This is a genomic window from Planosporangium mesophilum, from assembly GCF_016863255.1.
Taxonomy (GTDB): Bacteria; Actinomycetota; Actinomycetes; order Mycobacteriales; family Micromonosporaceae; genus Planosporangium; species Planosporangium mesophilum.
In genome coordinates this window covers 32,683-55,972 of sequence record NZ_BOON01000019.1, presented here as the reverse complement: position 1 = coordinate 55,972, position 23,290 = coordinate 32,683, and the positions used below count along the sequence as shown (strand labels likewise).

22 protein-coding genes are annotated in these 23,290 nt (G+C 70.4%); 18 read left to right on the top strand and 4 right to left on the bottom strand.

What is annotated here, in order from left to right:
* Positions 1–3: 3 nt before the first annotated feature.
* Positions 4–1,719, bottom strand: a complete 1,716-nt coding sequence (locus tag Pme01_RS11220) for an IlvD/Edd family dehydratase (RefSeq protein WP_168115420.1) — start codon at positions 1,717–1,719, stop codon at positions 4–6.
* 58 nt (positions 1,720–1,777) lie between these two features.
* Between Pme01_RS11220 and Pme01_RS11215 the strand changes: the two genes are divergently transcribed.
* From Pme01_RS11215 to Pme01_RS11180, 8 genes are all read left to right on the top strand, one after another.
* Positions 1,778–2,695, top strand: a complete 918-nt coding sequence (locus Pme01_RS11215) for an SMP-30/gluconolactonase/LRE family protein (protein ID WP_239088157.1) — start codon at positions 1,778–1,780, stop codon at positions 2,693–2,695.
* On the top strand, positions 2,656–3,699 hold the full coding sequence (locus Pme01_RS11210) for a zinc-dependent alcohol dehydrogenase (RefSeq protein WP_239088156.1): 1,044 nt from the start codon (positions 2,656–2,658) through the stop codon (positions 3,697–3,699). The genes Pme01_RS11215 and Pme01_RS11210 overlap by 40 nt, the downstream gene beginning before the upstream one ends.
* A 71-nt stretch (positions 3,700–3,770) precedes the next feature.
* Positions 3,771–5,024, top strand: coding sequence for an MFS transporter (locus Pme01_RS11205; RefSeq protein WP_203935550.1), 1,254 nt, complete (start codon positions 3,771–3,773; stop codon positions 5,022–5,024).
* 13 nt (positions 5,025–5,037) lie between these two features.
* The gene (locus Pme01_RS11200) at positions 5,038–5,832 is read left to right on the top strand and encodes a putative hydro-lyase (protein WP_168115423.1); all 795 of its coding nucleotides are present in this window, start codon (positions 5,038–5,040) and stop codon (positions 5,830–5,832) included.
* 102 nt (positions 5,833–5,934) lie between these two features.
* Positions 5,935–6,288 (top strand): type VII secretion target, encoded by a 354-nt coding sequence (locus Pme01_RS11195; protein WP_168115424.1) that lies wholly within the window; start codon positions 5,935–5,937, stop codon positions 6,286–6,288.
* Positions 6,285–7,625 carry an ADP-ribosyltransferase gene (locus Pme01_RS11190; RefSeq protein ID WP_168115425.1) on the top strand — a complete coding sequence of 447 codons (1,341 nt, stop codon included), beginning with the start codon at positions 6,285–6,287 and terminating at the stop codon, positions 7,623–7,625. Before Pme01_RS11195 ends, Pme01_RS11190 begins: the two co-directional genes overlap by 4 nt.
* A 1-nt stretch (position 7,626) precedes the next feature.
* Entirely contained in the window at positions 7,627–7,923 is a 297-nt protein-coding gene (locus tag Pme01_RS11185; RefSeq protein ID WP_168115426.1) for a hypothetical protein, read from the top strand.
* A 340-nt stretch (positions 7,924–8,263) separates the two neighbouring features.
* Positions 8,264–9,046: an enhanced serine sensitivity protein SseB C-terminal domain-containing protein gene (locus Pme01_RS11180; protein WP_168115427.1), complete on the top strand. Its 783-nt coding sequence runs from the start codon at positions 8,264–8,266 to the stop codon at positions 9,044–9,046.
* A 274-nt stretch (positions 9,047–9,320) separates the two neighbouring features.
* Here the strand turns inward: Pme01_RS11180 and Pme01_RS11175 are convergent, their stop codons facing one another.
* Positions 9,321–10,232, bottom strand: coding sequence for a dihydrodipicolinate synthase family protein (locus Pme01_RS11175; protein ID WP_203935549.1), 912 nt, complete (start codon positions 10,230–10,232; stop codon positions 9,321–9,323).
* A gap of 125 nt (positions 10,233–10,357) precedes the next feature.
* On the opposite strand from Pme01_RS11175, the gene Pme01_RS11170 reads away from it, so the two are divergent.
* From Pme01_RS11170 to Pme01_RS11135, 8 genes are all read left to right on the top strand, one after another.
* Positions 10,358–11,215, top strand: a complete 858-nt coding sequence (locus Pme01_RS11170; protein WP_168115428.1) for an alpha/beta fold hydrolase — start codon at positions 10,358–10,360, stop codon at positions 11,213–11,215.
* Between the two features lie 100 nt (positions 11,216–11,315).
* On the top strand, positions 11,316–14,144 hold the full coding sequence (locus Pme01_RS11165; RefSeq protein ID WP_168115429.1) for a TIM-barrel domain-containing protein: 2,829 nt from the start codon (positions 11,316–11,318) through the stop codon (positions 14,142–14,144).
* A gap of 258 nt (positions 14,145–14,402) precedes the next feature.
* Complete coding sequence (locus tag Pme01_RS11160; protein WP_168115430.1) at positions 14,403–14,810, top strand: YbaB/EbfC family nucleoid-associated protein; 408 nt, start codon at positions 14,403–14,405, stop codon at positions 14,808–14,810.
* Entirely contained in the window at positions 14,800–15,147 is a 348-nt protein-coding gene (locus tag Pme01_RS11155; RefSeq protein ID WP_168115431.1) for a type VII secretion target, read from the top strand. Before Pme01_RS11160 ends, Pme01_RS11155 begins: the two co-directional genes overlap by 11 nt.
* Positions 15,144–16,700, top strand: coding sequence for a hypothetical protein (locus Pme01_RS11150; protein ID WP_168115432.1), 1,557 nt, complete (start codon positions 15,144–15,146; stop codon positions 16,698–16,700). Before Pme01_RS11155 ends, Pme01_RS11150 begins: the two co-directional genes overlap by 4 nt.
* Entirely contained in the window at positions 16,697–17,173 is a 477-nt protein-coding gene (locus Pme01_RS11145; RefSeq protein ID WP_168115433.1) for a hypothetical protein, read from the top strand. The genes Pme01_RS11150 and Pme01_RS11145 overlap by 4 nt, the downstream gene beginning before the upstream one ends.
* A gap of 73 nt (positions 17,174–17,246) precedes the next feature.
* Positions 17,247–17,723: a hypothetical protein gene (locus tag Pme01_RS11140; RefSeq protein ID WP_168115434.1), complete on the top strand. Its 477-nt coding sequence runs from the start codon at positions 17,247–17,249 to the stop codon at positions 17,721–17,723.
* Positions 17,720–18,724 (top strand): hypothetical protein, encoded by a 1,005-nt coding sequence (locus Pme01_RS11135; protein ID WP_168115435.1) that lies wholly within the window; start codon positions 17,720–17,722, stop codon positions 18,722–18,724. Before Pme01_RS11140 ends, Pme01_RS11135 begins: the two co-directional genes overlap by 4 nt.
* Before the next feature lie 8 nt (positions 18,725–18,732).
* Here Pme01_RS11135 and Pme01_RS11130 read toward each other — a convergent pair whose 3' ends face one another.
* Together Pme01_RS11130 and Pme01_RS11125 are read right to left on the bottom strand one after the other, a co-directional pair.
* Positions 18,733–20,115, bottom strand: coding sequence for an MFS transporter (locus Pme01_RS11130; protein ID WP_168115436.1), 1,383 nt, complete (start codon positions 20,113–20,115; stop codon positions 18,733–18,735).
* A 109-nt stretch (positions 20,116–20,224) separates the two neighbouring features.
* Entirely contained in the window at positions 20,225–21,007 is a 783-nt protein-coding gene (locus Pme01_RS11125; RefSeq protein ID WP_168115437.1) for an IclR family transcriptional regulator, read from the bottom strand.
* A gap of 143 nt (positions 21,008–21,150) precedes the next feature.
* Here Pme01_RS11125 and Pme01_RS11120 point away from each other — a divergent pair, with 143 nt between their 5' ends.
* Together Pme01_RS11120 and Pme01_RS11115 are read left to right on the top strand one after the other, a co-directional pair.
* A complete protein-coding gene (locus Pme01_RS11120) occupies positions 21,151–22,014 on the top strand; it encodes a fumarylacetoacetate hydrolase family protein (RefSeq protein WP_168115438.1) in 864 nt (287 codons plus the stop codon).
* Between the two features lie 29 nt (positions 22,015–22,043).
* Positions 22,044–23,288, top strand: a complete 1,245-nt coding sequence (locus Pme01_RS11115) for an ABC transporter substrate-binding protein (RefSeq protein ID WP_168115439.1) — start codon at positions 22,044–22,046, stop codon at positions 23,286–23,288.
* Positions 23,289–23,290 lie beyond the last annotated feature (2 nt).

Here is a 23,290-nt window from a genome sequence, read left to right as displayed (position 1 = left end):
AGGTCAGTGCGACTCGCGGCTGACCCGGTCCCCGCTCGACCCGACCAGGAAGTCCAGGTCGGCGCCCTTGTCGGCCTGCATCACGTGCTCGACGTACAGCCGTTCCCAGCCGCGGACCGGCGCGGCGAAGGCGGCCGACGCCTCCGGTGAGCCCTTCCGCCGGGACAGCTCGGCCGGATCGACGTCGAGCTCCAGCCGGCGCCCCGGCACATCGAGGACGACCGGGTCGCCGGTGCGCACCAGCCCCAGTACCCCGCCGGCGGCCGCCTCCGGCGCCACGTGCAGCACGACCGTCCCGTACGCGGTGCCGCTCATCCGCGCGTCGCTGATGCGCACCATGTCGCGTACACCCTTGGCGAGCAGCTTCTCGGGCAGCGGCATGTTGCCCACCTCCGGCATGCCCGGGTAACCCTTCGGGCCGCAGCCCCGCAGGACCAGTACCGAGGTCTCGTCGACCTCGAGCGCCGGGTCGTCGAGCCGGGCGTGCAGGTCCTCGATGCTGTCGAAGACAACCGCGCGGCCTCGGTGGCGCAGCAGCTCCGGGGACGCGGCGGCCGGCTTGATGACGGCGCCGTCCGGGGCGAGGTTGCCGCGCAGCACCGCGATCCCGGCGCCGTCGAGCAGCGGGTTCCCGCGGGGGCGGATCACGGTCTCGTCCCAGATCCGCGCGTCGTCCAGGTGCTCGACGAGCGGCGCACCGGTGACCGTCGACGCCTGCGGATCGAGCAGGTCGCGGACCTCCCGCAGGACCGCCAGCAGGCCACCGGCCCGGTGGAGGTCCTCCATCAGGTACCGCCCGGCCGGCTGCAGGTCCACCAGCAGCGGGACGTTCGCGCCGACCCGGTCGAAGTCGTCCAGCGACAGGTCGACGCCGAGGCGGCCGGCGATGGCGAGCAGGTGCACGACGGCGTTGGTCGACCCGCCGATCGCGGCGAGCGCGACGATGGCGTTGAGGAACGATTCACGGGTCAGCACGGTGCTCGGCCGGCGGCCCTCGCGTACCAGGTCGACGGCGAGCCGGCCGGTCGCGTGCGAGCGCTCCAGCAGCCGGCTGTCGGGGGCGGGCGTACCGGCGGTGCCGGGGATCGTCATCCCCAGCGCCTCGGCCATACAGGCCATTGTGGACGCGGTACCCATGGTGTTGCAGTGCCCGCGGCTGCGGATCATCGACGACTCGGACTGCAGGAACAGCTTCTCCGACAGGGTGCCCGCGCGTACCTCCTCGCTCAGGCGCCACACGTCGGTGCCGCAGCCGAGCGGTGCGCCGCGGAAGTGGCCGGTCAGCATGGGCCCGCCGGGTACGACGACGGCGGGGATGTCCACCGAGGCCGCCGCCATCAGCAGCGCCGGGATGGTCTTGTCGCAGCCGCCGAGCAGCACGACCCCGTCCACCGGGTTGGCGCGCAGCATCTCCTCGATGGACATGGCCGCGAGGTTGCGCCACAGCATCGCGGTCGGCCGGACCAGGGTCTCGCCCAGCGACATGACCGGCAGGTTCAGCGGGATGCCGCCGGCCTCGTACACGCCCTGCTTGACGCTCGTCGCGATCTCGTCGAAGTGCGAGTTGCAGGGGGTGAGGTCGGACGCGGTGTTGGCGATGGCGATGTGCGGGCGATCGGTGAACGCGGAGTCCGGCAGGCCCCGGCGCATCCACGCCCGGTGGATGTAGGCGTTGCGAACGTCGCCGGAGTACCACTCTGCGCTGCGCAGCTCTGCCATCCGCCCGCCTTTCGACAAACATTGATTTATGTGCGGATTGTGCCGCACGCTAGGCGGCGTGGGAAGCAGGAAGAAGACGTACCGGGCGCAGGTCGCCAGCCGCGAGGCGTACATCCTCGGCGAGGGTCCGGTGTGGGACGGGCCGACCGGCCGGGTGGTGTGGGTCGACATCCAGGCGGGCCTCGTGCTGGAGGGTGCGCTGCGCTCGGACGGCGTCGAGCCGGTCCGGGGCCACAGCCTGCCCGGTACCGTCGGCGCGGCCGTACCCGCGAGCGACGGTGGACTGTTGGTGGCCGCCCGGGACGGGCTCGCCACGATCTCTCCCGACGGCCGGCTCGACCTCGGGCCGCGGCTGCTGCCGGGCGGCGCCGACAGCCGGTTCAACGACGGCGCCTGCGATCCCGCCGGCCGGTTCCTGGTCGGCAGTCTCTCCCTCGACGGCCGGCGCTCCGACGAGCGGCTCTACCGGCTGGAGTCCGACGGCTCGGTACGGGTGCTCGCCGATCGCGTGACGCTCTCCAACGGTCTGGGCTGGTCGCCCGACGGCCGCACGATGTACCACGTCGACAGCGTGCCCGGCACCGTGTGGTCGGCGGCGTACGACCCCGTGACCGGGGAGGTCGGCGAGCGGCGGACACTGCTGTCGATCGCGGACGGCCTGCCCGACGGCCTGTGCGTGGACGTCGAGGGAAACCTCTGGATCGCGATCTGGGGCGGCGGCGAGGTGCGCCGCTACACGCCGCGGGGTGAGCTGATCGCGACCGTCGCGGTACCGGCGCCGCACACCACCAGCGTCGCCTTCGTGGGGGAGGGGCGTGACCGGCTGCTCATCACCACCGCCCGGGACGGGCTGAGCGAGGCCGACCTCGACGCCCACCCCGAGTCGGGGCGGCTCTTCCTCGCCGACGTTCCGACCATGGGCGTACCCACACCCCGGTGGGCCGGGGACACGGCGACACCGCCGTGGCGAGCATGAGGGCCTTCGTCGTCTCGGCGCCCGGCGTCGCCGGCGTGGCGGAGGTGCCCGATCCGGTCGCCGGCCCCGGTCAGGTCGTGGTCGACGTCGAGCGGGTCGGCGTCTGCGGCACGGACGTGGAGCTCTTCACCGGTGAGATGGCCTACCTGCATCAGGGCCACGCCTCGTACCCGCTCCGACCGGGGCACGAGTGGTGCGGTGTGGTGTCCGCGGCCGGGGACGGCGTCGACCCGGGTTGGCTCGGGCGGCGGGTCACCGGCGACACGATGCTCGGATGTGGACGGTGCCACCGCTGCCGCAGCGGGCGCCAGCACGTGTGCGCGGACCGGTACGAGATCGGCGTCCGGGGCGGCTGGCCCGGCGCGCTCGCGGAGCAGCTGGCCGTGCCGGTCACCTCCCTGCACGCCCTGCCCGCCACCGTCAGCCGTACGGCCGGTGCGATGGTCGAACCCGGCGGCAACGCGCTGCGCGCCGTCGAGGCCGCCGTCGCGGCGCCCGGACGCCGGATCCTGATCTGGGGACCGGGCACGATCGGCCTGCTCGCGGCCCGGTTCGCGCTGGCGCGCGGTGCCGAGGTACACGTGGTCGGCCAACGGGGACAGGACCTGGGGCTGGCCCGTGAACTCGGGGTGACCGGGGCCTGGACGCCGCCGACGCTGCCCGCGCTGCCCTACGACGCGGTCGTCGACGCCACGAACGCGGCCGAGGTCCCCGCCGTGGCGCTCGACCTGGTGGAGCCCGGCGGCCGGGTGGTCTACATCGGCCTGGCCGGAAGCCCCAGCCTCGTCGACACCCGCGAGCTGGCGCTGCGGGACGTGACGGCGGTCGGGATTCTCGGCGCGTCACCCGCCCTGCGGGCGACGATCGAGCTGTACGCCTCCGGCGGGGTGGACCCCGAGCCGCTGGTGGCCGCCACGGTCGGCCTGGACGAGGTGGCCGGCGTGCTCGCCGGGCGGCGGCCGGCCGGCCCTCGGCCGAAGGTCCACGTCGATCCCCGTATCTGAATCGACCCCTTGAAGGATTGTTGAACAGTCCTCTACGGTGTGCCGACAGGTCCCACCCCTGGGAGGTGCACGTGAGCACGACCGAGACCACCACACCGGCCGAGACCGGCTGGTTCCGCACCCTCGGCGCCCGCGGCCGCCGCGCGTTCGTCGGTGCCTTCGGCGGGTACGCGCTCGACTCCTACGACTTCCAGGTGCTGCCGCTGGGGCTGACCGCGATCGCCGCGTACTTCCACATCAGCAAGGGCGAGGCCGGGCTGCTGAGCACGGTCACGCTGGTGGTCTCCGCGATCGGCGGCGCGGTCGCCGGGGTGCTCGCCGACCGGATCGGCCGGGTACGCACTCTGGTCATCACGGTCGCCACGTACGCGGTGTTCACCGTGCTGTGCGGGTTCGCCACCAACTACGAGATGTTGCTGGTGTTCCGCGCGCTGCAGGGCCTCGGCTTCGGCGGTGAATGGGCAGCCGGTGCGATCCTGGTCGCCGAGTACGCGCAGCCGCGCTACCGCGGCCGGGCGGTGGCGTTCATCCAGAGCTCCTGGGCGGTCGGCTGGGCCCTTGCGGTTCTCGCGTACACCCTGGTGTTCAATCTGGTCAGCCCGGACCTGGCGTGGCGGGTGCTGTTCTGGACCGGCGCGCTGCCCGCGCTGCTGATCCTGTACCTGCGGCGCAACGTCACCGACGCGCCGCAGGTAGCCGAGCAGCGAGCCGAAAGTGGACACCGGGGCTCGTTCCGGGCGATCTTCTCCTCGGGCCTGGTCCGCAAGACCGTGTTCGCCTCGCTGCTCGCGACCGGCGTGCAGGGCGGGTACTACACGCTGGCCACCTGGGTGCCCACGTACCTGAAGACCGAGCGCGCGCTGACCGTGGTCGGCACCGGCAGCTACCTCGCCTTCCTCATCACCGGCGCGTTCGCCGGGTACGTCACCGGCGGCTTCGTCACCGACTGGCTGGGCCGCAAGAAGACGTTCGCGCTGTTCGCGGTGCTGTCGGCGGCGCTCATCCTGGCGTACACGAACATCCCGACCGGGGCGAACACCCTGGTCCTGGTCCTCGGCTTCCCGCACGGGTTCTGCGCGTCGGCCATCTTCAGCGGCTTCGGGTCGTTCCTCGCCGAGCTGTACCCCGCCGCGCTGCGCGGCACCGGGCAGGGCTTCACGTACAACTTCGGCCGTGCGGTCGGCGCGTTCTTCCCCACTATGGTGGGATTCCTGGCCACCAGCTGGGGCGTCGGCGGCGCGATGGTGTTCGGCGCGGTCGGGTACGGCATCGCCCTGCTCGCCCTGCTCGGCCTGCCCGAGACCCGTGGTCAGGAACTGGCCTGAAAGGACCCCTGCCATGACCACGATCTCCGATCCGGCCACGCTGGACCCGGCGGCCGCCCGCGGCCTGTTCCGGGCGGGCACCGCCGTTCCGACCGCCGGTTGGGCGAGCGGCTACACCCAGGCCAACCTGATCGCCGTACCCGCCGACTGGGCGTACGACGTGCTGCTGTTCGCCCAGCGCAACCCGAAGCCGTGCCCCGTGCTGGACGTGACCGACCCGGGCAGCCCGGCGACCGTCCTCGCGCCAGGCGCCGACCTGCGCACCGACATTCCCCGCTACCGGGTCTGGCGGGACGGCGAACTGGTCGACGAGCCGGCCGACGTGACCGGCGTGTGGCGCGACGACCTGGTCGCGTTCCTCATCGGGTGCAGCTTCAGCTTCGAGTGGGCGCTGCTCGCGGCCGGGGTACCGCTGCGCCACGTCGACCAGGGACGCAACGTCGCGATGTACCTGACCGACAGGGAGTGCCGCCCGGCCGGCCGGGTGCACGGCCCGATGGTGGTCTCCATGCGGATGGTCCCGACCGACCTCGTCGACACCGCCGTACGGGAGAGCGGGCGGATGCCGGCCGTGCACGGCGCCCCGGTGCACGTCGGCGACCCGGCGGCCCTGGGCATCGCCGACCTGGACCGGCCCGACTTCGGCGACCCGGTGGTCGGCGAGCCCGGTGACGTCCCGGTCTTCTGGGCGTGCGGGGTCACCCCGCAGGCGGCCCTGATGGCGTCGCGCCCGCCGTTCGCGATCACGCACGCCCCCGGGTACATGTTCGTCACCGATGTCCGGGACGAGGAGTACCGGGTCGGCTGACCTGCCCTTTCGTTATCGATCTAACAGCTCACGACGCTTGTGGACCGGCGATCTTCGTCCATAGGCTCCTGACTCGCTGGGTACGGGGGAGGGGGCTGCCGCATGGTCGGTAGCGGTGACGGAGGGCTGGTCCGGTTTCCGGCCGAAGTGGTCCAGCACCATGCGGGCGTCGTCGAGCAGGTGTCCGAGGCCGTGGAGACGGCCCGGTCCGCGGTCCGCGAGGTCACCATGGACACCCAGGCCTACGGTGTCCTCTGCCAGTTCCTGCCGGCGCTGTTGACCCCGGTCTTTGACCTGGGCGTCGACGCGCTGCACAGCAGCGTCGACGCGTTGCGGGAGACGGCGGCCAAGCTGCGGACCGCGGCGGAGAACACCGTCGGTACCGACGTGAGCAGCGCGCAGCGGATCGGCGCCGCCGGCGAATCGGGCAGGCCGCGACTGGAGCTGCCGCTGTGAGCAATCCGCTGGTCGCGGAGGCGCACAGCTCGACGACCTGGTACACCGGCCTCGGTCTGGTCGAAGACGCGTTCCAGATCTCCAGAGGCATCCAGAACGACAGCTGGGTCGACGGCACCCTCGGTACGGTCGGGGGCAGCCTCGACGTGCTCGGCATGGTGATCGACCCGCTCGGGTCGCTGGTGTCCTGGGGCGTGGCGTGGTTGATGGAGCACGTCAAGCCGCTCAAGGACGCGCTGGACTGGCTCGCCGGCAACCCCGACGAGATTGCCGCGCATGCCGCCACGTGGGGAAACGTCGCCGCGTTCACGGCCGAGGCGCGGCAGCAGTACGCGGATTCGGTCAACTCCGCGACCGCGTACTGGCAGGGAGCCTCCGGCGACGCCTACCGCGAGCACGCCGGGCTGCACCTGTCGGTCATGGAGGGCATCTCCCACGCGGCGCACGGCATCTCGTACGCGGTGCAGGGCGCCGGCCTGCTCGTCGGCATGGTCCGCGGGATCGTGCGGGACCTCATCGCGCAGTTCGTGGGTACGCTCGCGGCGCGGTTACCGCAGTGGCTGGCAGAGGAGGGCTTGACCCTCGGCGTGGCCACCCCGATCGTGATCGGGCAGGTGGCCGCGCTGGTCGCCAAGTGGGTCGACAAGATCCAGACATTTGTGCGGGCGCTGATCAACAGCCTGCGCCGGCTGATGCCGATGCTGCACCGGCTCGGTGAGATCTTCACCGAGTTGAAGCAGATGCTCAACAAGCTCGCCCGCTCCAACCCGCTCAAACACGGCGACGAGCCCGGTCCTCCCCGCCGTCATGACACGCCGGACGGCGGTGGCCATGTCAATGACCCGCACGACACCCTGGTGGGCCAACCACTGACCGATACGGACCGGGCCGCGCTCCACGACTACACCACCAACGACGGGTACACGACGATGAACCCGTTCCTGCGTGACTCCAGCGGGTACTCGGACGCGGACAAGACGGCCATTCAGGCGCGGTCGGACCGGGTTTCGGAGGGGCTCGCCAAACTTCCACCGCAGCCGGGCACGACATACCGGGGCGTACAGTATTCCGATGAGATTCTCGCCAGGTACGAGCCCGGGCAGGTGGTGACCGAGCGCGCGTTCACCAGTACCTCCCAGGATCCGAACGTCGCCCAGGGCGCCTTCAACGGCAACACCCTCATGACGATCACCGGCAAGAACGGCAGGGACATCGCGCCGTTCTCGAACTATCCGGAGGCCGAGATTCTGTACGACAAGGGCACGAACTTCAAGGTCATCAGCAAGGTGTGGAACCCTAGGATCGACAAGTGGGTCATCCACATAGAGGAGGTGTGACGTGAGTGAGACGCCCCGATTCGAGCCCGTCACCGAAGAGGAGCGGGAACGCGCGCGGCAGGCCATGGAGCAGCTCGAACGCGACCTGGAGGAAGCGGCGAAGCGGCCCCGCCCGCCGGTGCACAGCCCCGGCAAGTTCACCGAATCCCTCGGCCTCGATGCGCACGGGAACCTGCAGCCACCTCTGACCCCGGAGGAGGCCGCCCACAACGAGATGATCCGCCGGCGTGCACGCGGCGAACATCCGGGCGGCGTCGAACCTGCGGATACCCGGCCGGCTGACGACGACCACGGCTGAGATATCTGAGGTGGAGAAGCTCGGACAACAGCTGCGCGAGCTGTCGGCATGAGTTCAACCGCCGCTCACGTACGGGTTCACGCGGCTCTCGAGTTGATTCCCCAGCTCGCCGACATCGTTGTGTGTGAAGGTTACGAAGGTCTTCCCTGGTACCACAGGCTTCGGGGAATCGGTGCGGTCCTGAGCGAAAGCGACCGGCCCGCGCAGGACCGGCTCCGGGAAGCGGCGGAGCTGCTGGACGCCATGTATGAGGGCGGGCGGAACTTCTCGGACTTCCACATCTACCGCGCCGATTTCGAATTGCGACGTGCGGAGAACCGAAAGCTGTCAGCGTTGGTCGATGAGTTGCGCACACTGCTGCGTGCCGATGAAGGCGCATCCGGCCCGGCTGCGAAACGATGTCGTCGAGCGTGGAGAGATGATGGCGTTCCCCGCGAACGAACTCGAATCGGCACTTGCCGCCCTGGGTTCCGGAATGGGTTCGCCCGATCAGCTGTTGCGAGCCCTGGCCGACAACGAGCTGTGGGTGCCACTTCCCGGCGGTACCGGTGACGGCGGTGAAGCCCAACTGCCGGTGATGATGCTCGACGGGCAGCCGTATGTCGCCGTCTACACCTCCGCCGAGCAGTACGCGCGGGGTGCTGGGCAGCAGGTCCACATGGTGGTCGGCGGCTGTGCGCTGGCGGGCATGCTGGACGAGCGGCTCGGCTTGGCCGTCAACCCCGGCGGTGAGGTCGGCCTGCCGGTGCGGCCCGACGGCGTTCGCACCATGCGCGGCGGCCGTACGACGGTCCGCGCCGGACAGCCCGTCCGGCTCGGGGCGCCCGCCGAAGAGCCAAGAGCTCTGCTGGCCGCACTGGCGAGTGCCTTCGAACGCGTACCCGCCGTCGTCGAAGCCCGGCGAGCCCTGGCGCAGATGGGCGACCAGCCGCCGGGTCTGCTCATCGGTATCCGGGCCGACCAACGGGTCGCCGGCTGGCGGCAGGCGGCCCTCGCCGCGGTCGATGCCGCCGCGTCCGCAGAGCCGATGCCGCTCACCGTCGACACGGCTTTTCTTGACGACCCGACGGATCCGATCACTGCATGGATGCTCGGCAACACCGAGCCGTTCTACCAGCGCTGACGCGGTACAGGTCAACCGAGCGGCCGGTCCAGGAGCGAAGACTGCCGGGGCGGCGCAGAACGTCAGGCAGGCACACCTGGTGCATCCGGCCGAGCAGCGAGAATCCGGGCTGGTGGGAGGTCTTCTGGCAGGAACGTGGCCACCCGATCGACCATTTCCTGGTCAATTCGGCCGACGCCGCACAGAAGGTCCTGTTCGGGCGGCTACTCGTCAGCCAGCTTCTGCGCGGCGCCCTCTGAAAGATCGACTGCGGCACCAGCTCGTCCTGCCGGCGTCATAAGAGCCCGGCAGCGTCGTAGGCGTCCAGGTGCATGGTCAGGATCGACTGCAACGCCTCCGGCATGGGTGGCGCCGGTGGCCGTACGGCGGCGTCGCGGAAGATGCCCCGGCGGCGCAGTGCCTCCTTCCGCAGGGCCAGGCCGATCCCCGGCTGCGCCTCGAAGTTGACCAGCGGCAGCCAGCGGGCGTACGACTCGTGAGCCGCGGCCATCCCGCCGGCCTGCCATGCGCGCAGCGCCGCGAGCAGCGCCTCCGGGCGGGAGAAACCGGTCATGGCGCCGGCGGCGCCGGCGGCCAGTTCGTCGAGCAGGCCCACGCCGCCGAGGCCACCGAAGATCGGTACGTCGGTGCCGGCGGTCAACTCCGCGATGGCCGCGGACGTGGGCGGCGCCTCCGACTTCACCGCCACCACGAACGTGCACCGCGCCAGGGTGGCCAGAATCTGCGCGGAGCTGATCCGTACTCCGCTGGCCACGGGGTAGTCCTGCAGGACGATCCCCGCGCCGGTCGCGGCGTGGACGGCCGTGAGGTGCCGGGCCAGCGACTCGGGTGCCGTCGTATTGACCTGCACCATCACTCCGGCCAGCGCGCTACCCGCGGCGGCGACCGCGGTGGTCGCCTGTTCGACGGCCGGCGCGGTGTGGCGGGCGGAGAGGCCCACCACCACCGGCAGCCCCCGAGCCTCCGCCACGACTGTCGCGACCACGTGCCGCTGTTCCGCGGTGCTCAGCGCGGCGCCCTCTCCGAAGACGCCGAGCGCCACGAGTCCGGTCGCCGGGAGTTCACGAAACAGCGCCACCTCACGCCGTAGCGACAGGTCGTCGACGTCGTGGGTGGGACCGTTGAACGGGGTGGCCAGAATTCCCCACAGCCCTGCGTCCAGCCGCCGTGGACCGTCGCTCGTCACTGCTTACTCCCTGCCAGGTTGGCCATACTCGTTTCCTTGATCACTGGTGGTATCACGCGCGATCGGATGGCCGCCACCTGTGGGCTGGGCACGACCGGTACCGGAACCTTGAGTACGGTCGGGCGATGCCCACCTTCGCTGGTGCCGACGACACCCGGCTCCACTACGACGACGTGCTCCCCGGCGAGGGCGACGGCGGGTGGTGGCCGGTCATCGCGCTGGCCGGCGGTGCGGCCCGGCATCCGGGCTATCTAGGGGACCTGGCGGGGCTCGGTGATCGGCACCGTCTGATCGTTCCCCAGCTCCGAGGAGTCGGGAACTCTCCGATGCCGGCCTCGACGGAGACGGGCTCGTACTGGCGACAGGCTGAGGACGTCGAGCGCCTCCGCATCCACCTCGGTCTCGAGCGCGTGGCGCTTCTCGGGCATTCGGCCGGTACGAGGCTGGCGCTCGCCTACGCGGCGCAGTTCCCGGGCCGTGTCGCCCGTCTGGCGCTGATCACGCCGCCGGCCGGTTACCTGGTCGATGAGCCCTCCGACGCCGACGAGCTGACGGGCCGACGACGTGGGGAGCCGGTGTTCGAGGCCGCCCTCGCGGCGCTGAAGGCCGGACCGGCGGACACTGACGACGAGGAAGCGTTCAACGCCTGGCACCAGCAGGCGGCTCCGGCGAGCTACGCGGCGTGGGGGGCGGCCGAACAGGATCACGCCGGTACCGGGCGCTGGAGCCTCGCCGCCGCCAAGGCGTACTTCAGCGTCGACCCACCGTGCGACTTCGCCGCCCGGCTCGGTGGCGTGACCGCTCCGGTGCTGGTCGTCGCGGGAGCCGAGGACTGCCTCACCGGACTGGCCCCGGTGCTCGCGCTGGCGAAGTTGTTCCCCGCAGGCCGGGCGGTGGTGATCGAGCGGTGCGGTCATTACCCGTGGGTCGAACAGCCGGCAGCGTTCCGGGAGGCGGTCGACGCGTTCCTCGAGGGTCTGTGACCCTTGCCATGAGTCCCGGCACCCCTGCCGAACGGACTCCGGCGAGCTGCGCATATTGCTCGGCCGGCCACCCGACAAGGTATTGACGACCATCTCTTGGATGGCAAGACTTCCGAGTATGCGTGCCGCCACCGGAAGAACATTGCGGCTGCGTGCCGCGCTCACCGTCTTCACCTCGCTCGGCGCCGTCGTCCTGCCGTTCGTGGCCGTCGCTCCGGCGGCGGCCCGGCCGCCGACGGTGCGTTCGCGCACCGTCCTCGCCGGGCCGGCCCGATTCCAGGTGCTGACGCCTGAGCTGATCCGGCTGGAGTACGCCGCGGACGGCCACTTCGAGGACGGCGCCACGTTCAACGTCGTCGGCCGAGACGCGCCCGTACCGAAGTTCCGCGCCCGCTCCGACCACGGCTGGCTGGTGATCACCACCGATCGGTTGACCCTCCGGTACCGCGAGGGATCGGGGCCGTTCAGCCCCGCGAACACCACCGTGACCCTGCGGGTGGCGGGACGCTCCGTGACCGCTCACCCGGCGTGGCCCGCGCCGCCGGGCCAGTGTGACTTCGCCACCGCCTGCCAGGCCGAGGACGGGCGCATCGCCGGTGGTGAAAGCGTCAACTACGACCACACCGGCTTCACCGGCCGCGGGTTCACCGCCGACCACGGCCAGGTGACGGCCGCGGACAGTTGGACCGTGACCGGGGTACCGGCAGACGGCGAGTACACGCTGCGGGTCCGGTACGCCAACGGCGGGGGACAGGCTCGCACCCTCAGCGCCTCGGCGAACGGCGTCTCCACCGGCCGGCTCACCTTCGCGCCGACGACGAACTGGGACACCTGGGCCGTGGCGTCGATCCCGGTGCGGCTCAACGCCGGTACCAACACCATCGGCACCACCTGCGCGCCCGGCGACACCTGCAACGTCAACCTCGACAGCGTCGCGGTCACCACCGCCGGCGCCGGCTACCCGACGACCAGCACCACGCCCGCCCCGCCGGCCGACCAGCCGGGGCAGCTCGGCGGCTGGACCCGGGGGCTGGACGCCTACCCCAACCAGGCCGGCACGGACGTCGGCGCGTACCGGTTGCACCCCGGCATCCTCAACCGGCAGGGCTGGTCGCTCCTCGACGACACGTACACCGCCCTGCGCACGGCAGACGGGTGGGCGGCGGCGCGACCGCAGCGCCGAGGTGCCTACCAGGACGGCTACTTCTTCGGCTACGGCCACGACTACCAGCAGGCGCTCAAGGACCTGCGGACGCTCACTGGGCCGGCCGTCATGCTGCCGAAGTGGGCCTTCGGGGTCTGGTTCTCGGAGTACAACGCGTTCACGGCCGGCGAGTACGAGAACAGCCTCGTCCCCGCCTTCCGGGCGCACGACGTCCCGCTCGACAACCTCGTCGTCGACACCGACTGGAAGTCGCCGCAGCAGTGGGACGGCTGGAACTGGAACCCGGCTCTCTTCCCCGACCCGCAGGCCTTCCTCGACTGGGCCAAGGGGCAGCGACTCAACGTCGCGCTGAACGTCCACGCCGGCATCGACGCCAGCGACCCCAGGTTCGCCCAGGCGCAGCAGACCGCGGGTGGCGCGCTGCAACGCGCGGCCCAGTGCTTCTCGCCCACCTGTTACCGCTTCGACTGGGCCGACCCACGGCAGGCCAAGGCCTGGTTCGACCTGCACGAGCCCTTCCAGCAGCAGGGGGTACGGCAGTGGTGGCTCGACTGGTGCTGCACCGACAGCGTCGTCGACCTGCCCGGCCTGACCCCGGACAGCTGGATCAACGAGCTGTACGCCGAGAACACCGACGCGCAGGCGCTGCGCGGGTTCGTCCTCGCCCGGATCGGCGCCTCGTTCGAGGACTACCGTGGCGCCCCGGCGGCGGGCCCGTGGGGTGAGCACCGCAGTACCGTGCACTTCACCGGCGACACCGACCCGACCTGGCAGGCGCTGGCGTACGCCGCGCAGCTGAACCCGGCCGAGGCCGCCATCGGCCTGCCCTACGTCAGCAACGACATCGGCAGCTTCAAGGGCCGGCACCTGCCCGACGACCTGTACGCCCGCTGGGTGCAGCTCGGCGTGTTCTCGCCGATCCTGCGGCTGCACTCCGACCACGGCGACCGGCTGCCCTGGCAGTACGGTGCGGCCCAGGATCCCGCGGCGAACGCGCTGCGGCTGCGCGAGGCCCTCGTGCCGTACACGTACACGCTGGCCTGGCAGGCACACCGGACCGGGATGCCGATCACCCGGCCGCTCTACCTCGACTATCCGGAGTACGACGAGGCGTACCGCGACCCCAGCGAATACCTCTACGGGCCCGACGTCCTCGTCGCCCCGGTGACCACGCCGGGTGACGTCGCAGCCCGGGAGATCTGGTTCCCGCCGGGCCGCTGGACCGACTACTTCACCGGCGCCACGTACACCGGCCCGGCCACGACAACGCTGCGGGTACCGCTGGACCGGATGCCGGTCTTCGTGAAGGCCGGCGGCATCATCCCGCAGCAGCCCGGCCGGTCCTCGGTGAACGCCGACCCGGCCGGCCCGCTGACCCTCACGGTGTACGCCGGCGCCGACGGCGACTTCACGCTCTACAACGACGCGGGGGAGGGGACGGGCTACGCCAGGGGCGAGTACAGCCAGACCCCGATCAGCTACCGCTCGGCCGGCTCCGTGACCATCGGCGCGGACCGCGGCACCTACCCCGGCCGCCCGTCCGGCCGTTCCTACGCGGTGGACCTGGTCGGCGTCGCCGCGCCGGGCCGGGTCACCGTGGACGGCCACCGGTTGCCGCAGACGAGCGCCGACAGTGCCATGCCCGGCTGGTGGTACGACCCCGGCACCGCGACCCTGCACATCCGTACGGAGGCGCTGCCGACCGGGGCCCCACACGTGATCACCCAGAGTTCTGGGCGCTACGGTGACACGACCTCTGGGTGATCATGGGAGTGGTGGCTGTCCTCGCCGTGCGCGTACACCTTCGGCAGGACGAAGATGGCCGCCAGCAACCCGCACGGTCGGCCTGGACGAGGTGGCCGGCGTGCTCGCCGGGCGGCGCCCGGTTGGCGAGGCCGGCCAGCGGCCGAAGGTGCACGTCGACCCGCGTCTTCACTTATGATCACCGAGGGTTTTGGGCGCTATGCCGCCGCTAACGCTCAGTGATCATGAGTGTGGGCTTGTGGGAGGGGAGGCGATCGCATGGTGCGTGACATCGACGACGCCGAAGCCTGGCTGGAGTCCTGGACCGCCGGGGTGAGCGCGCAGGCGGAACGGGCTGCCGCGCTGTCGCGTCGGGTCGCCGCGCTGACCGGGAGCGCGACGAGTACGGACCGGTCGATAAAGGTCAGTGTCGGCGCGTCCGGGCAGGTGGAGGGGCTCGAGCTTGACGATCGGGTGCAGCGGCTGCCCGGTGCGGAACTGGCCCGGCAGATCATGACAGTGATGCGCGCTGCGCAGGCACACCTCGCCGCCCAGGTCGCCGGTGAGGTGCAGGCCACGGTCGGGGCTGACACCGAGACCGGCCGAGCGGTGATCAACTCCTTCGAGTCGCGGTTCCCGCGGCAGGACGACGACGAGACCGAACGCGATGCCGCGCGTGAGCGCTGATGGTGGGCTGGTCCAGTTTCCGGTCGACGTGGTCCGGCAGCACGCGGGCAGCGTCGACCAGGTGTCCGAGGCGGTGGAGACGGCCCGGTCCGCGGTGCGCGAGGTCACCATGGACACCCAGGCTTACGGCCTGCTCTGCCAGTTCCTGCCGGCGCTGCTGAGCCCGGTGTTCGAGCTGGGGGCCGAGGCGTTACACAGCAGCGTCGACGCGTTGCGGGAGACCGCGGCCGACCTCCGTACCGCGGCGGTGAACACCGTCGGTACCGACGTGAGCAGCGCGCAGCGGATCGGCGCCGCCGGCGAGTCGGGTAGGCCGCGCCTGGAGCTGCCGCTGTGAGCAACCCGCTGGTCGCCCAGGCGCACAGCTCGACGACGTGGTACACCGGCCTGGGCCTGATCGAGGACGCGGCACAGGTTTCCAGCGGCATCCAGAACAACAGCTGGGTCGACGGCACGCTCGGCGGGGTCGGCACCAGCCTCGACATGCTGGGCCTGGTGATCGATCCGCTCGGCACGCTGGTGTCCTGGGGCGTGTCGTGGTTGATGGAGCACGTCAAGCCGCTCAAGGAGGCGTTGGACCAGCTGGCCGGCAACCCCGACGAGGTCGCCGCACACGCCGCGACGTGGGAGAACGTCGCGAAGTACACGGCTGAGGCGCGGCAGCAGTACGAGGACGCGGTCAAGTCGGCGACCGCGTACTGGCTGGGGGCCTCCGGGGACGCCTACCGCGAGCACGCCGGGGTGCACCTGGCGGTGATGGAGGGCGTCTCCCACGCGGCGCACGGCATCTCGTACGCGGTCCAGGGCGCCGGCCTGCTGGTGGGCCTGGTTCGCGGGATCGTCCGGGATCTCATCGCGCAGTTCGTGGGTACGCTCGCGGCCCGGTTACCCCAGTGGCTGGCAGAGGAGGGGCTGACCCTCGGCGTCGCCACCCCGGTCGTGATCGGGCAGGTCGCCGCCCTCGTCGCGACCTGGGTCAACAAGATCCAGCGCTTCGTGCGGGCGCTGCTCAACAGCCTGCGCCGGCTGACGCCGATGCTGCACAAGCTGAGCCAGATCTTCACCGAGCTGAAGACCCTGCTCAACAAGCTGGCCCGCGCCAACCCGCTCACCCGCGGCGGGGAGCGCGGGGTAGGCCCGGATGGGGTTCCGGGCGGGGACCCCAAGGGCCCCAAGGGGATCTACCACAACGCCGCACTACGACGTGACGGACCAAGTTTCGACGAGGAGTACGAGTCGATCCTGGCGAGTAAGGGTCTGGACCGGGCGGAGCACGACAGCCTGCGCCTGTCCGCCGCCGACCACTTGACGGAGGCGGAGCGGAAGGAGGTCATCGACGTGCGCAGCGAGATGACCGCGGAGACTAGCCAGATCATGACGAAGGTGCTCCACCCGGATGTTGCGGACGCCTACCTGAAAAACGCATCCGAACTCAACGGGTGGGAATTCTATCCGGACCAGGTAGGTGGCTTCGTCGCTCGGGGCAAGGACGTGGCCGACCTGCGCACTCCGTCCGATCTGCGGGACGGCCTGGCCCTCGACGACGGTGGGGCGGGCTGGACGCCGATCAAGGAAGACACCGACCATGCCTACCATCTGCGATACGCACAGCCGGACGAGGTGGACGCGCCGATCGCGTTCGGCGGGCGGAACGCCGACGTGGCCGAGAACATGAAAAGCCTGAGCGGTAACAGCGGCGGTCCTATCAACAAGGACGCCCCATTCCTTGGGACCGGTTACACGGCGTACAGCGGGGTGCCCGAGTTCTTGTCGCGGGAGTCGATATTCGATAAGCGTGCGGAGATCTGGCAGGTCAACCGAGACGGTAGTGAGAGCCTGGTCGGCGTGTTCGATCAGGAGGCGAGAAGGTGGACGAGGGTGGCACCATGAGCGAGCTTGAGCCCTTACCGAACCGCGAGGCGCGGGTGGTCTGGCGCGGCCGAGAGTATCGGATTACAGGCGACGGCAAAGGGCTGCAGCGGAGGTACTTCCTCATCCGACTGCATCCGGATGACCCCGATCTCGAGGGTGCAGTCGTATATGACGAGGATCTGGGCAGCCGTGGTATCCCGATCGATCCGTCCGACCTCGACGCCTGGTACAGCTCGAGATGGCGGTTCACCTGGCGGGGCAAGGAGTTCGTCGCAACCCACCGCAGCGAGGACGAGGTCGTCGGCCAACTGGCGGGCGCCGACTACAACTGGGCAAAGGCCAACGGGCTCACCCTTTGGGACCGTGACTGGGCGGTGGGACAGTTCCCGCTCAGCGAGGTCGAGGACTTCCACGAGGAGCGTCGGGATCTGCTGGCCGAGTGGAAGAAAAAGCGAGACCAGGCCGAGTTGAAGAGAGAGCGCAACCAGTGACCACCCCTGCCGGCAGGGAGAGCCTGGTCGGCGTGTTCGATCAAGCGACGAGACGGTGGGCGAGGCTGGCACCATGAGCAAGCTCGAACCCTTGCAAGACGGCGGAATGCGGGCGGTCTGGCGCGGCCGAGAGTATCGGATTACAGGCGACGGCAAAGGGCTGCAGCGGAGGTACTTCCTCATCCGACTGCATCCGGATGACCCCGACCTCGAGGGTGCAGTCGTATATGACGAGGATCTGGGCAGCTGTGGTATCCCGATCGATCCGTCCGAGCTCGACGCCTGGTACAGCACGAGCTGGCAGTTCACCTGGCGTGGTGCGCCGTTCTGGGCGACCCACCGCAGCGAGGACGAGGTCGCCGGTCAGCTGATGGGCTCCAACTACAACTGGGCAAAGGCGAACGGACTCGCGCTCTTCGACCGTGACTGGGCGGTGGGGCAGTTCCCGCTCAGTGAAATCGAGGACCTCCACGAGGAGCGCCGGGATCTGCTGGCCGAGTGGAAGAGCAAGCGCGCCCAAGCCGAACTGAAGAGAGAGCGCAACCAGTGAGCACCCCTGCCGGACAGCCCCCGGTCGACGATCCCCGCAAGCCGGCCGGGCTCAGCCCGGCCACGCCCGTGGAGAAGCCGCTCCTGCCCAGTCTCGCGGACCTGTACCTGGGAAACGTGTCCGTACCCGGACGGTTCGACGCGCACCGCACCGGCGGATTCGTGACCCGGATGCAGGACATCACCGCCAGGACCGCCGACGAGGTGGCCGCCAGCCACGGCGTCGACCTGATCGACGGCTGGCCCCGGGGCGGCCCCCTCTACGTGCTGCGCTTTCTGGCCGCCTGGCCGAAGCTGTTCGTCACCTCGTTCGGTGGACAGACCCCGCAGGGCGCGGCGCGGATGGGCAGCCCGGCCGTGTACCCTGCGCCGTTCCTGGGCACCGGATACACCCCGTACCGGCCGGCGGCGGTGCCGGAGTACTTCATGTTCCTCGCCGACCTGCCCGCCGGCAGCGAGATGTACCGCATCGACTCCACCGGCGAGCAGACGCTCGTCGGCGAGTACGTCCATCGCCGGGTCGGCTGGGTGCCCAGCGAGGGGCCCACCTTCGGCCCGGCCCGCTGGTTCAGGCCGCCGGTACCCGCGTACTCCAGGGTGCGCCGGGGGCTGTTCGTCACTCATCAGGGCGTCGAGTACGAGGCCGACTTCGGTCCCCGCCCCGGCCAGTACACGCTGCACGCCGTTGCCGGGCAGCCGCCTTCTGAAGGGTTCGCGGAGCAGCACGGCGCGTGGACGAAGGTCGTCGACGACCTGCGGTGCGACCGGGCCGTCTACACGCGACAGTTGTGCACCTGGCGCGGCGCGCCGTTCGAGGTCCTCGACGCCGGCGGCGACCATGTGGTGGTGAACTTCCTCGGCGAGAACTACCAGACCGCGTCCGCTCTCGGGCTGGTCGAGGTGGACTATCGGATCTGGCGTGTGGTCGTGCCCGCGAGCGAGTTGACCGACACCCGTGAGGAGCAGACCGAGATCCCGCCCCAGGGGATGTACGGACGTTAGCGTGGCCGTCAGCGTATCTCCGCCAACCCCGCCTCGTCCTCGCCGTGCGCGTACACCTTCGGCAGGACGAAGATGGCCGCCAGCAACCCGATCAGCGGGAAGATCGCGGTGAACAGGGTCGCGCCGCCCTTGCCGATCGCGTCGAACAGCGAGGGGAACAGGAAGATGGACATGAATGACGGGATCTTCACGAAGATGTAGGCGAAGCCCGACGCGGTGCCGCGGTAGCGCGGCGCGGCCACCACCGACGAGATCGTCATGCCGTTCTCGGCCGCCCAGTAGTGGCCCCACAGCATCACGGCCGCGGCGAACGGCACGATGGCGAGGTTGCCTGTCAGGAGGCCCACGCCGGCCACGATCAGCGACACCAGCACCATCGAGAACCCGTAGATGCTCAGGTTGCGCTGCCCGATCTTCGGTACGAGCAGCGGCCCGACGAAGCCGGAGATGGCGGCGAGGGTGTACACCGCGAGGCTGATCAGGTTCGTGCCGAGCACACTGGACACGCCGACCAGCACGAACAGGGTGGGCATGTAGAACGCGAAGGTGGAGAACTCCGACCCCTGGGCGAAGCAGGAGGTCCAGCCGAAGAGGGTGGCGCGCCAGCGGCTGCGGTCGGTGCGGATGTCGGCCAGGAAGCGGCTCAGCTTCGGCTTCGGGATGTCCACGTCGTGGTCGGGCAGCATGTCCAGCGGGTCGCCGTACATCGTGCTGGTGACCTGCTTGGCCTCCCGGAACCGGCCCCGTTCGATCAGCCACGCCGCCGTCTCGGGCAGGTTGAACCGGAACAGGAACAGGATCAGCGCGGGTACCGCCGACAGTCCCAGGATCAGCCGCCAGAGCAGTTCGTGGTCCATGTGCGCGGCCAGGCCGACGGTGACCAGGCCGATCGCGGCGATCTCGCCGACCGCGAACATGAACTGCCACCGGTTGCCCATCACCTCGCGCCGGTCCCGGGGCAGAAACTCCATGATGTACGTGTAGCCGTTGGCGATGTCCATGCCGAGCGGGATACCGAGGATCAGGCGGATCAGGGCGAGGACGAGCATGCTGGGCGCGAAGCCCTGTGCCGCCCCGGCCACGATGAAGATCACCATGGTACCGAGGAAGACGGCCCGCCTGCCGATCTTGTCCGACAGCCACCCACCGGCCAGCGCCCCGATCACCGCGCCCGCCTGGGTCGCGCCCGCGGTGAGCCCGAGCATGAGTGCGCTGGGGTTGAACTGCTCCTTCAGGAAGACGAGCACGAAGGCGATCGAGTACAGGTCCCATGACTCGATGAAGATCGACGCGATCATCAGCCAGCCGACCCGGTTGCCCTTGGGGCTGTACCGCCCGACCAGATAGGCCACCGCCTGGCGGACCTGAGGTTCGTGTGCCGCCACCGTCATGTGCTGCTCCCTGCCTCGAGGGGTTGGCGGACCGATAATTATCGATGAACCTGGATCCTGGCAAGGGCGCGATTCGCGCAGTTAGCCGAAACCGCGGCGGGGCGACGGGTCAGCGCGTGCGGTGCAGCGGGGACCTGCCGAGCTCGGCCTGCGCGTCCAGCAGGGCGGCGACGAGCTCCGTCTCCCGGGACTCGGACAGCCGGAAGGTCGGTACCGAGATGCTCACCGCGTCGGTCGTCTCGCCGCCGGGGATCGTCACGGCGAAGCAGCGCAGCCCGTCGGTGGCTTCGCAGTCGTCGATCGCGTACCCGCGCCGGCGGACGACCGCCAGGTCGGCCGCCAGGGAGGCCCACTCGGTGTGGGTCTGCGCCGTCAGTCCGGCCAGCGGGAACCGCAGCAATGCCCGTACCGTCTCGTCGTCCCGGGCGGCCAGCAGCGCCTTGCCCAGGGCGGTGGCGTGGGCGGGCAGCCGTGACCCGATCGTCGAGATGAGGCGTACGGGGTGCGGGGAGTCCCGCTTGGCCAGGTAGATCACGTCGTCGCCGTCGAGGCGGCCCTGCTGGACGGTCTCGCCCGTCTGCCCGGCGAGCCGGTCCAGGACGGGTGCGGCCCGCGCCACGACCTCGTCGGAGTCCACGAAGGCGGTCGCCACCCGCACCGCGCGCAGGCCCAGTCGGAACCGGGTGTCGCCGCCGGCCGTCTGCAGCCACCCGCGCGTGGTCAACGTGCGGAGCAGCCCGTGCAGGCTGCTCTTGGGTACGTTCAGGCGGCGGGACAGCTCCGACAGCGTGCAGGGCCCGCCGGCCAACGCCTCCAGGACGTCGAGCGTCCGGTCGGCCGACTTCACCGGGCGGAAGCCGTCGAGCTCGACGTGCGCAGACTCCGACGCCATGGTCGAACCCCTCCGTATGAATCGATCTCGATCTCTTGACCCGTGCCGACCGCCGCCCTACGGTTTAGAGCACGGAACGCCGTTCAGTATATTGAACGGCTGCCTGCGACGGGTCGACTCCCCAGGGGAGGCCACTGTCCACCATGGATGTCCTGTTTCGCGTACTCGTGGATGGCGTTCCCCGGCTGGCCCGCGGCCCGCTGGCCGACGGCCCCACGCATCTGCTGCCGGCGACGATCGACCTCGACGAGCTCCTGGCGGCCGGCGGCGACGCGCTCGGCAACGCGCTGGAGAGCCCGAGCGCCGGCGCGGTGCCGGACGACGCCACCCTGCTCGCACCGGTACAGGGTCAGGAGGTCTGGGCCAGCGGCGTCACGTTCGAGCGCAGTCGCGTCGCGCGCAACGAGGAGGCAGGCCCGGTCGACATCTACGACCGGGTGTACTCCGCACACCGGCCGGAGCTGTTCGCCAAGGCCGCACCCTGGCGCGTGCGTGGCCCGGAGCAGCCGGTCGGCATCCGGGCCGACTCCGGCTGGAACGTGCCCGAACCCGAGCTGGGGTTGGTCGCCGACACCTCCGGCCGGCTGGTCGCGTACACGGTCGGCAACGACGTCTCCAGTCGCAGCATCGAGGGCGAGAACCCGCTGTACCTGCCGCAGGCCAAGGTCTACACCGGAAGCTGCGCGCTGGGCCCGGCGCTGGTACCGGCGGCGCAGGTCGGCCCGCTGTCCACCTTGACCGTCGAACTCGAGATCCGGCGGGACGGGGCGCCGCTCTTCGCCGACTCGGTCAGCCTGGCAGACCTTCGCCGTACGCCGGAGGAGCTGCTCGGCTGGCTGTTCCGGGCGCTGGACTTCCCGGTCGGGGCGGTGCTGCTGACCGGTACGTCCATCGTCCCGCCGCCGGAGTTCACCCTGGCCGCCGGCGATGTCGTCACGATCTCCATCGCGGGGATCGGGACCCTGGTCAACCCGGTCGAGGTGGTCGGGACGCCGGTGCCCGCGTAGTCCGTATCGGCAACGAGGCGAGGAGTGACATGCGCGTCCAGACGAGACCGGGAAGGCTGGCACTCGGCCTGCTGGCGGTGCCGCTGCTCATCACGGCCGGGTGCGGGCGGGTACCGACGCCCACGAAGGCCGGCGACGCCGGTGGCGGCGGCCACCCGCAGGTGGACTCGGCCGGCAAGGTCGTCTGCCGGGACGGTTCGCCCGGGGTCACGGCCAAGGAGCTCCGCATCGGCGTCGACGCCGAGCTGACCGGCAAGGCGGCCCTGTCGGGCGCCAACGCCAAACGGTCGCTCGACATGGCCGTCGACGACATCAACAAGACCGGCGGCATCCTCGGCAAGCACGTCACGGTCGTCTACAACGACAACCAGTCGACCAACCCGGGCGCGGTCAACGCACTGAACAAGTCGGTCTCCGGCGACAACGTCTTCGCCCTCATCGGCCCGATCCGGTCCACCCAGGTCCAGGCGATGACCGAGATCATCAAGTCGCAGCGGCTGCCGACGATGATCGGCGCGACCAACGCGAGCCTCACCGAGCAGGGCGGCGGGTACATCTTCCGGTTCCGGCCGCCGGACTCGCTCACCGGGCAGGCGATCGTCGCGTACGCCCGCAAACAGTTCTCGCCCAAGAAGATCGCGATCCTGCACGACTCGGACGCGTTCGGCTCCGGTGGCGCCGCCGTGATCGAGAAGGCGGCCAAGGACGCCGGCATCTCGGTGCAGAAGGCCTCGTACACGACCGGCGACAAGGACTACACGGCGCAGCTGTCGTCGCTGCGGAGCTTCGGCCCCGACGTCTTCACCACGTACGCCACCAACTCCGAGGACGTCGTGATCTTCGCCCGCCAGCTCCAGGAGCTCGGCATCACCACGCCGGTCGTCGGGGGTCCGTCGATCACCTCACAGGTGAGCTTCGACCTGGGCCAGCAGTACCTCCAGGGCTGGCGCGCGATCGTCGACTTCCAGCTCAACGCAGGCGACGTGAACAAGGCGTGGGCGGCCGAGTACCAGCAGCGGTACGGCTCCAAGCCGGACCTGTTCGGCGCCTGGCAGCGCGACGCCATGTACTTCATGAAGGCCGCGCTGGAGAAGTCCGGCTGTGACCGGCAGGCCTTCCTCGCGGCGCTGCACACCGTGGAGACCGACGGGGTGCAGGGCCATCTCACGTCCAACAAGCAGGGCGACGTCAACGCCAACCTGCTCGTCGTACAGGTGAGGGGCGGCGGCGCCGAGGTCGTGGAGGACGCGACGAAGCTGCTGCCGGCGGCGTGACG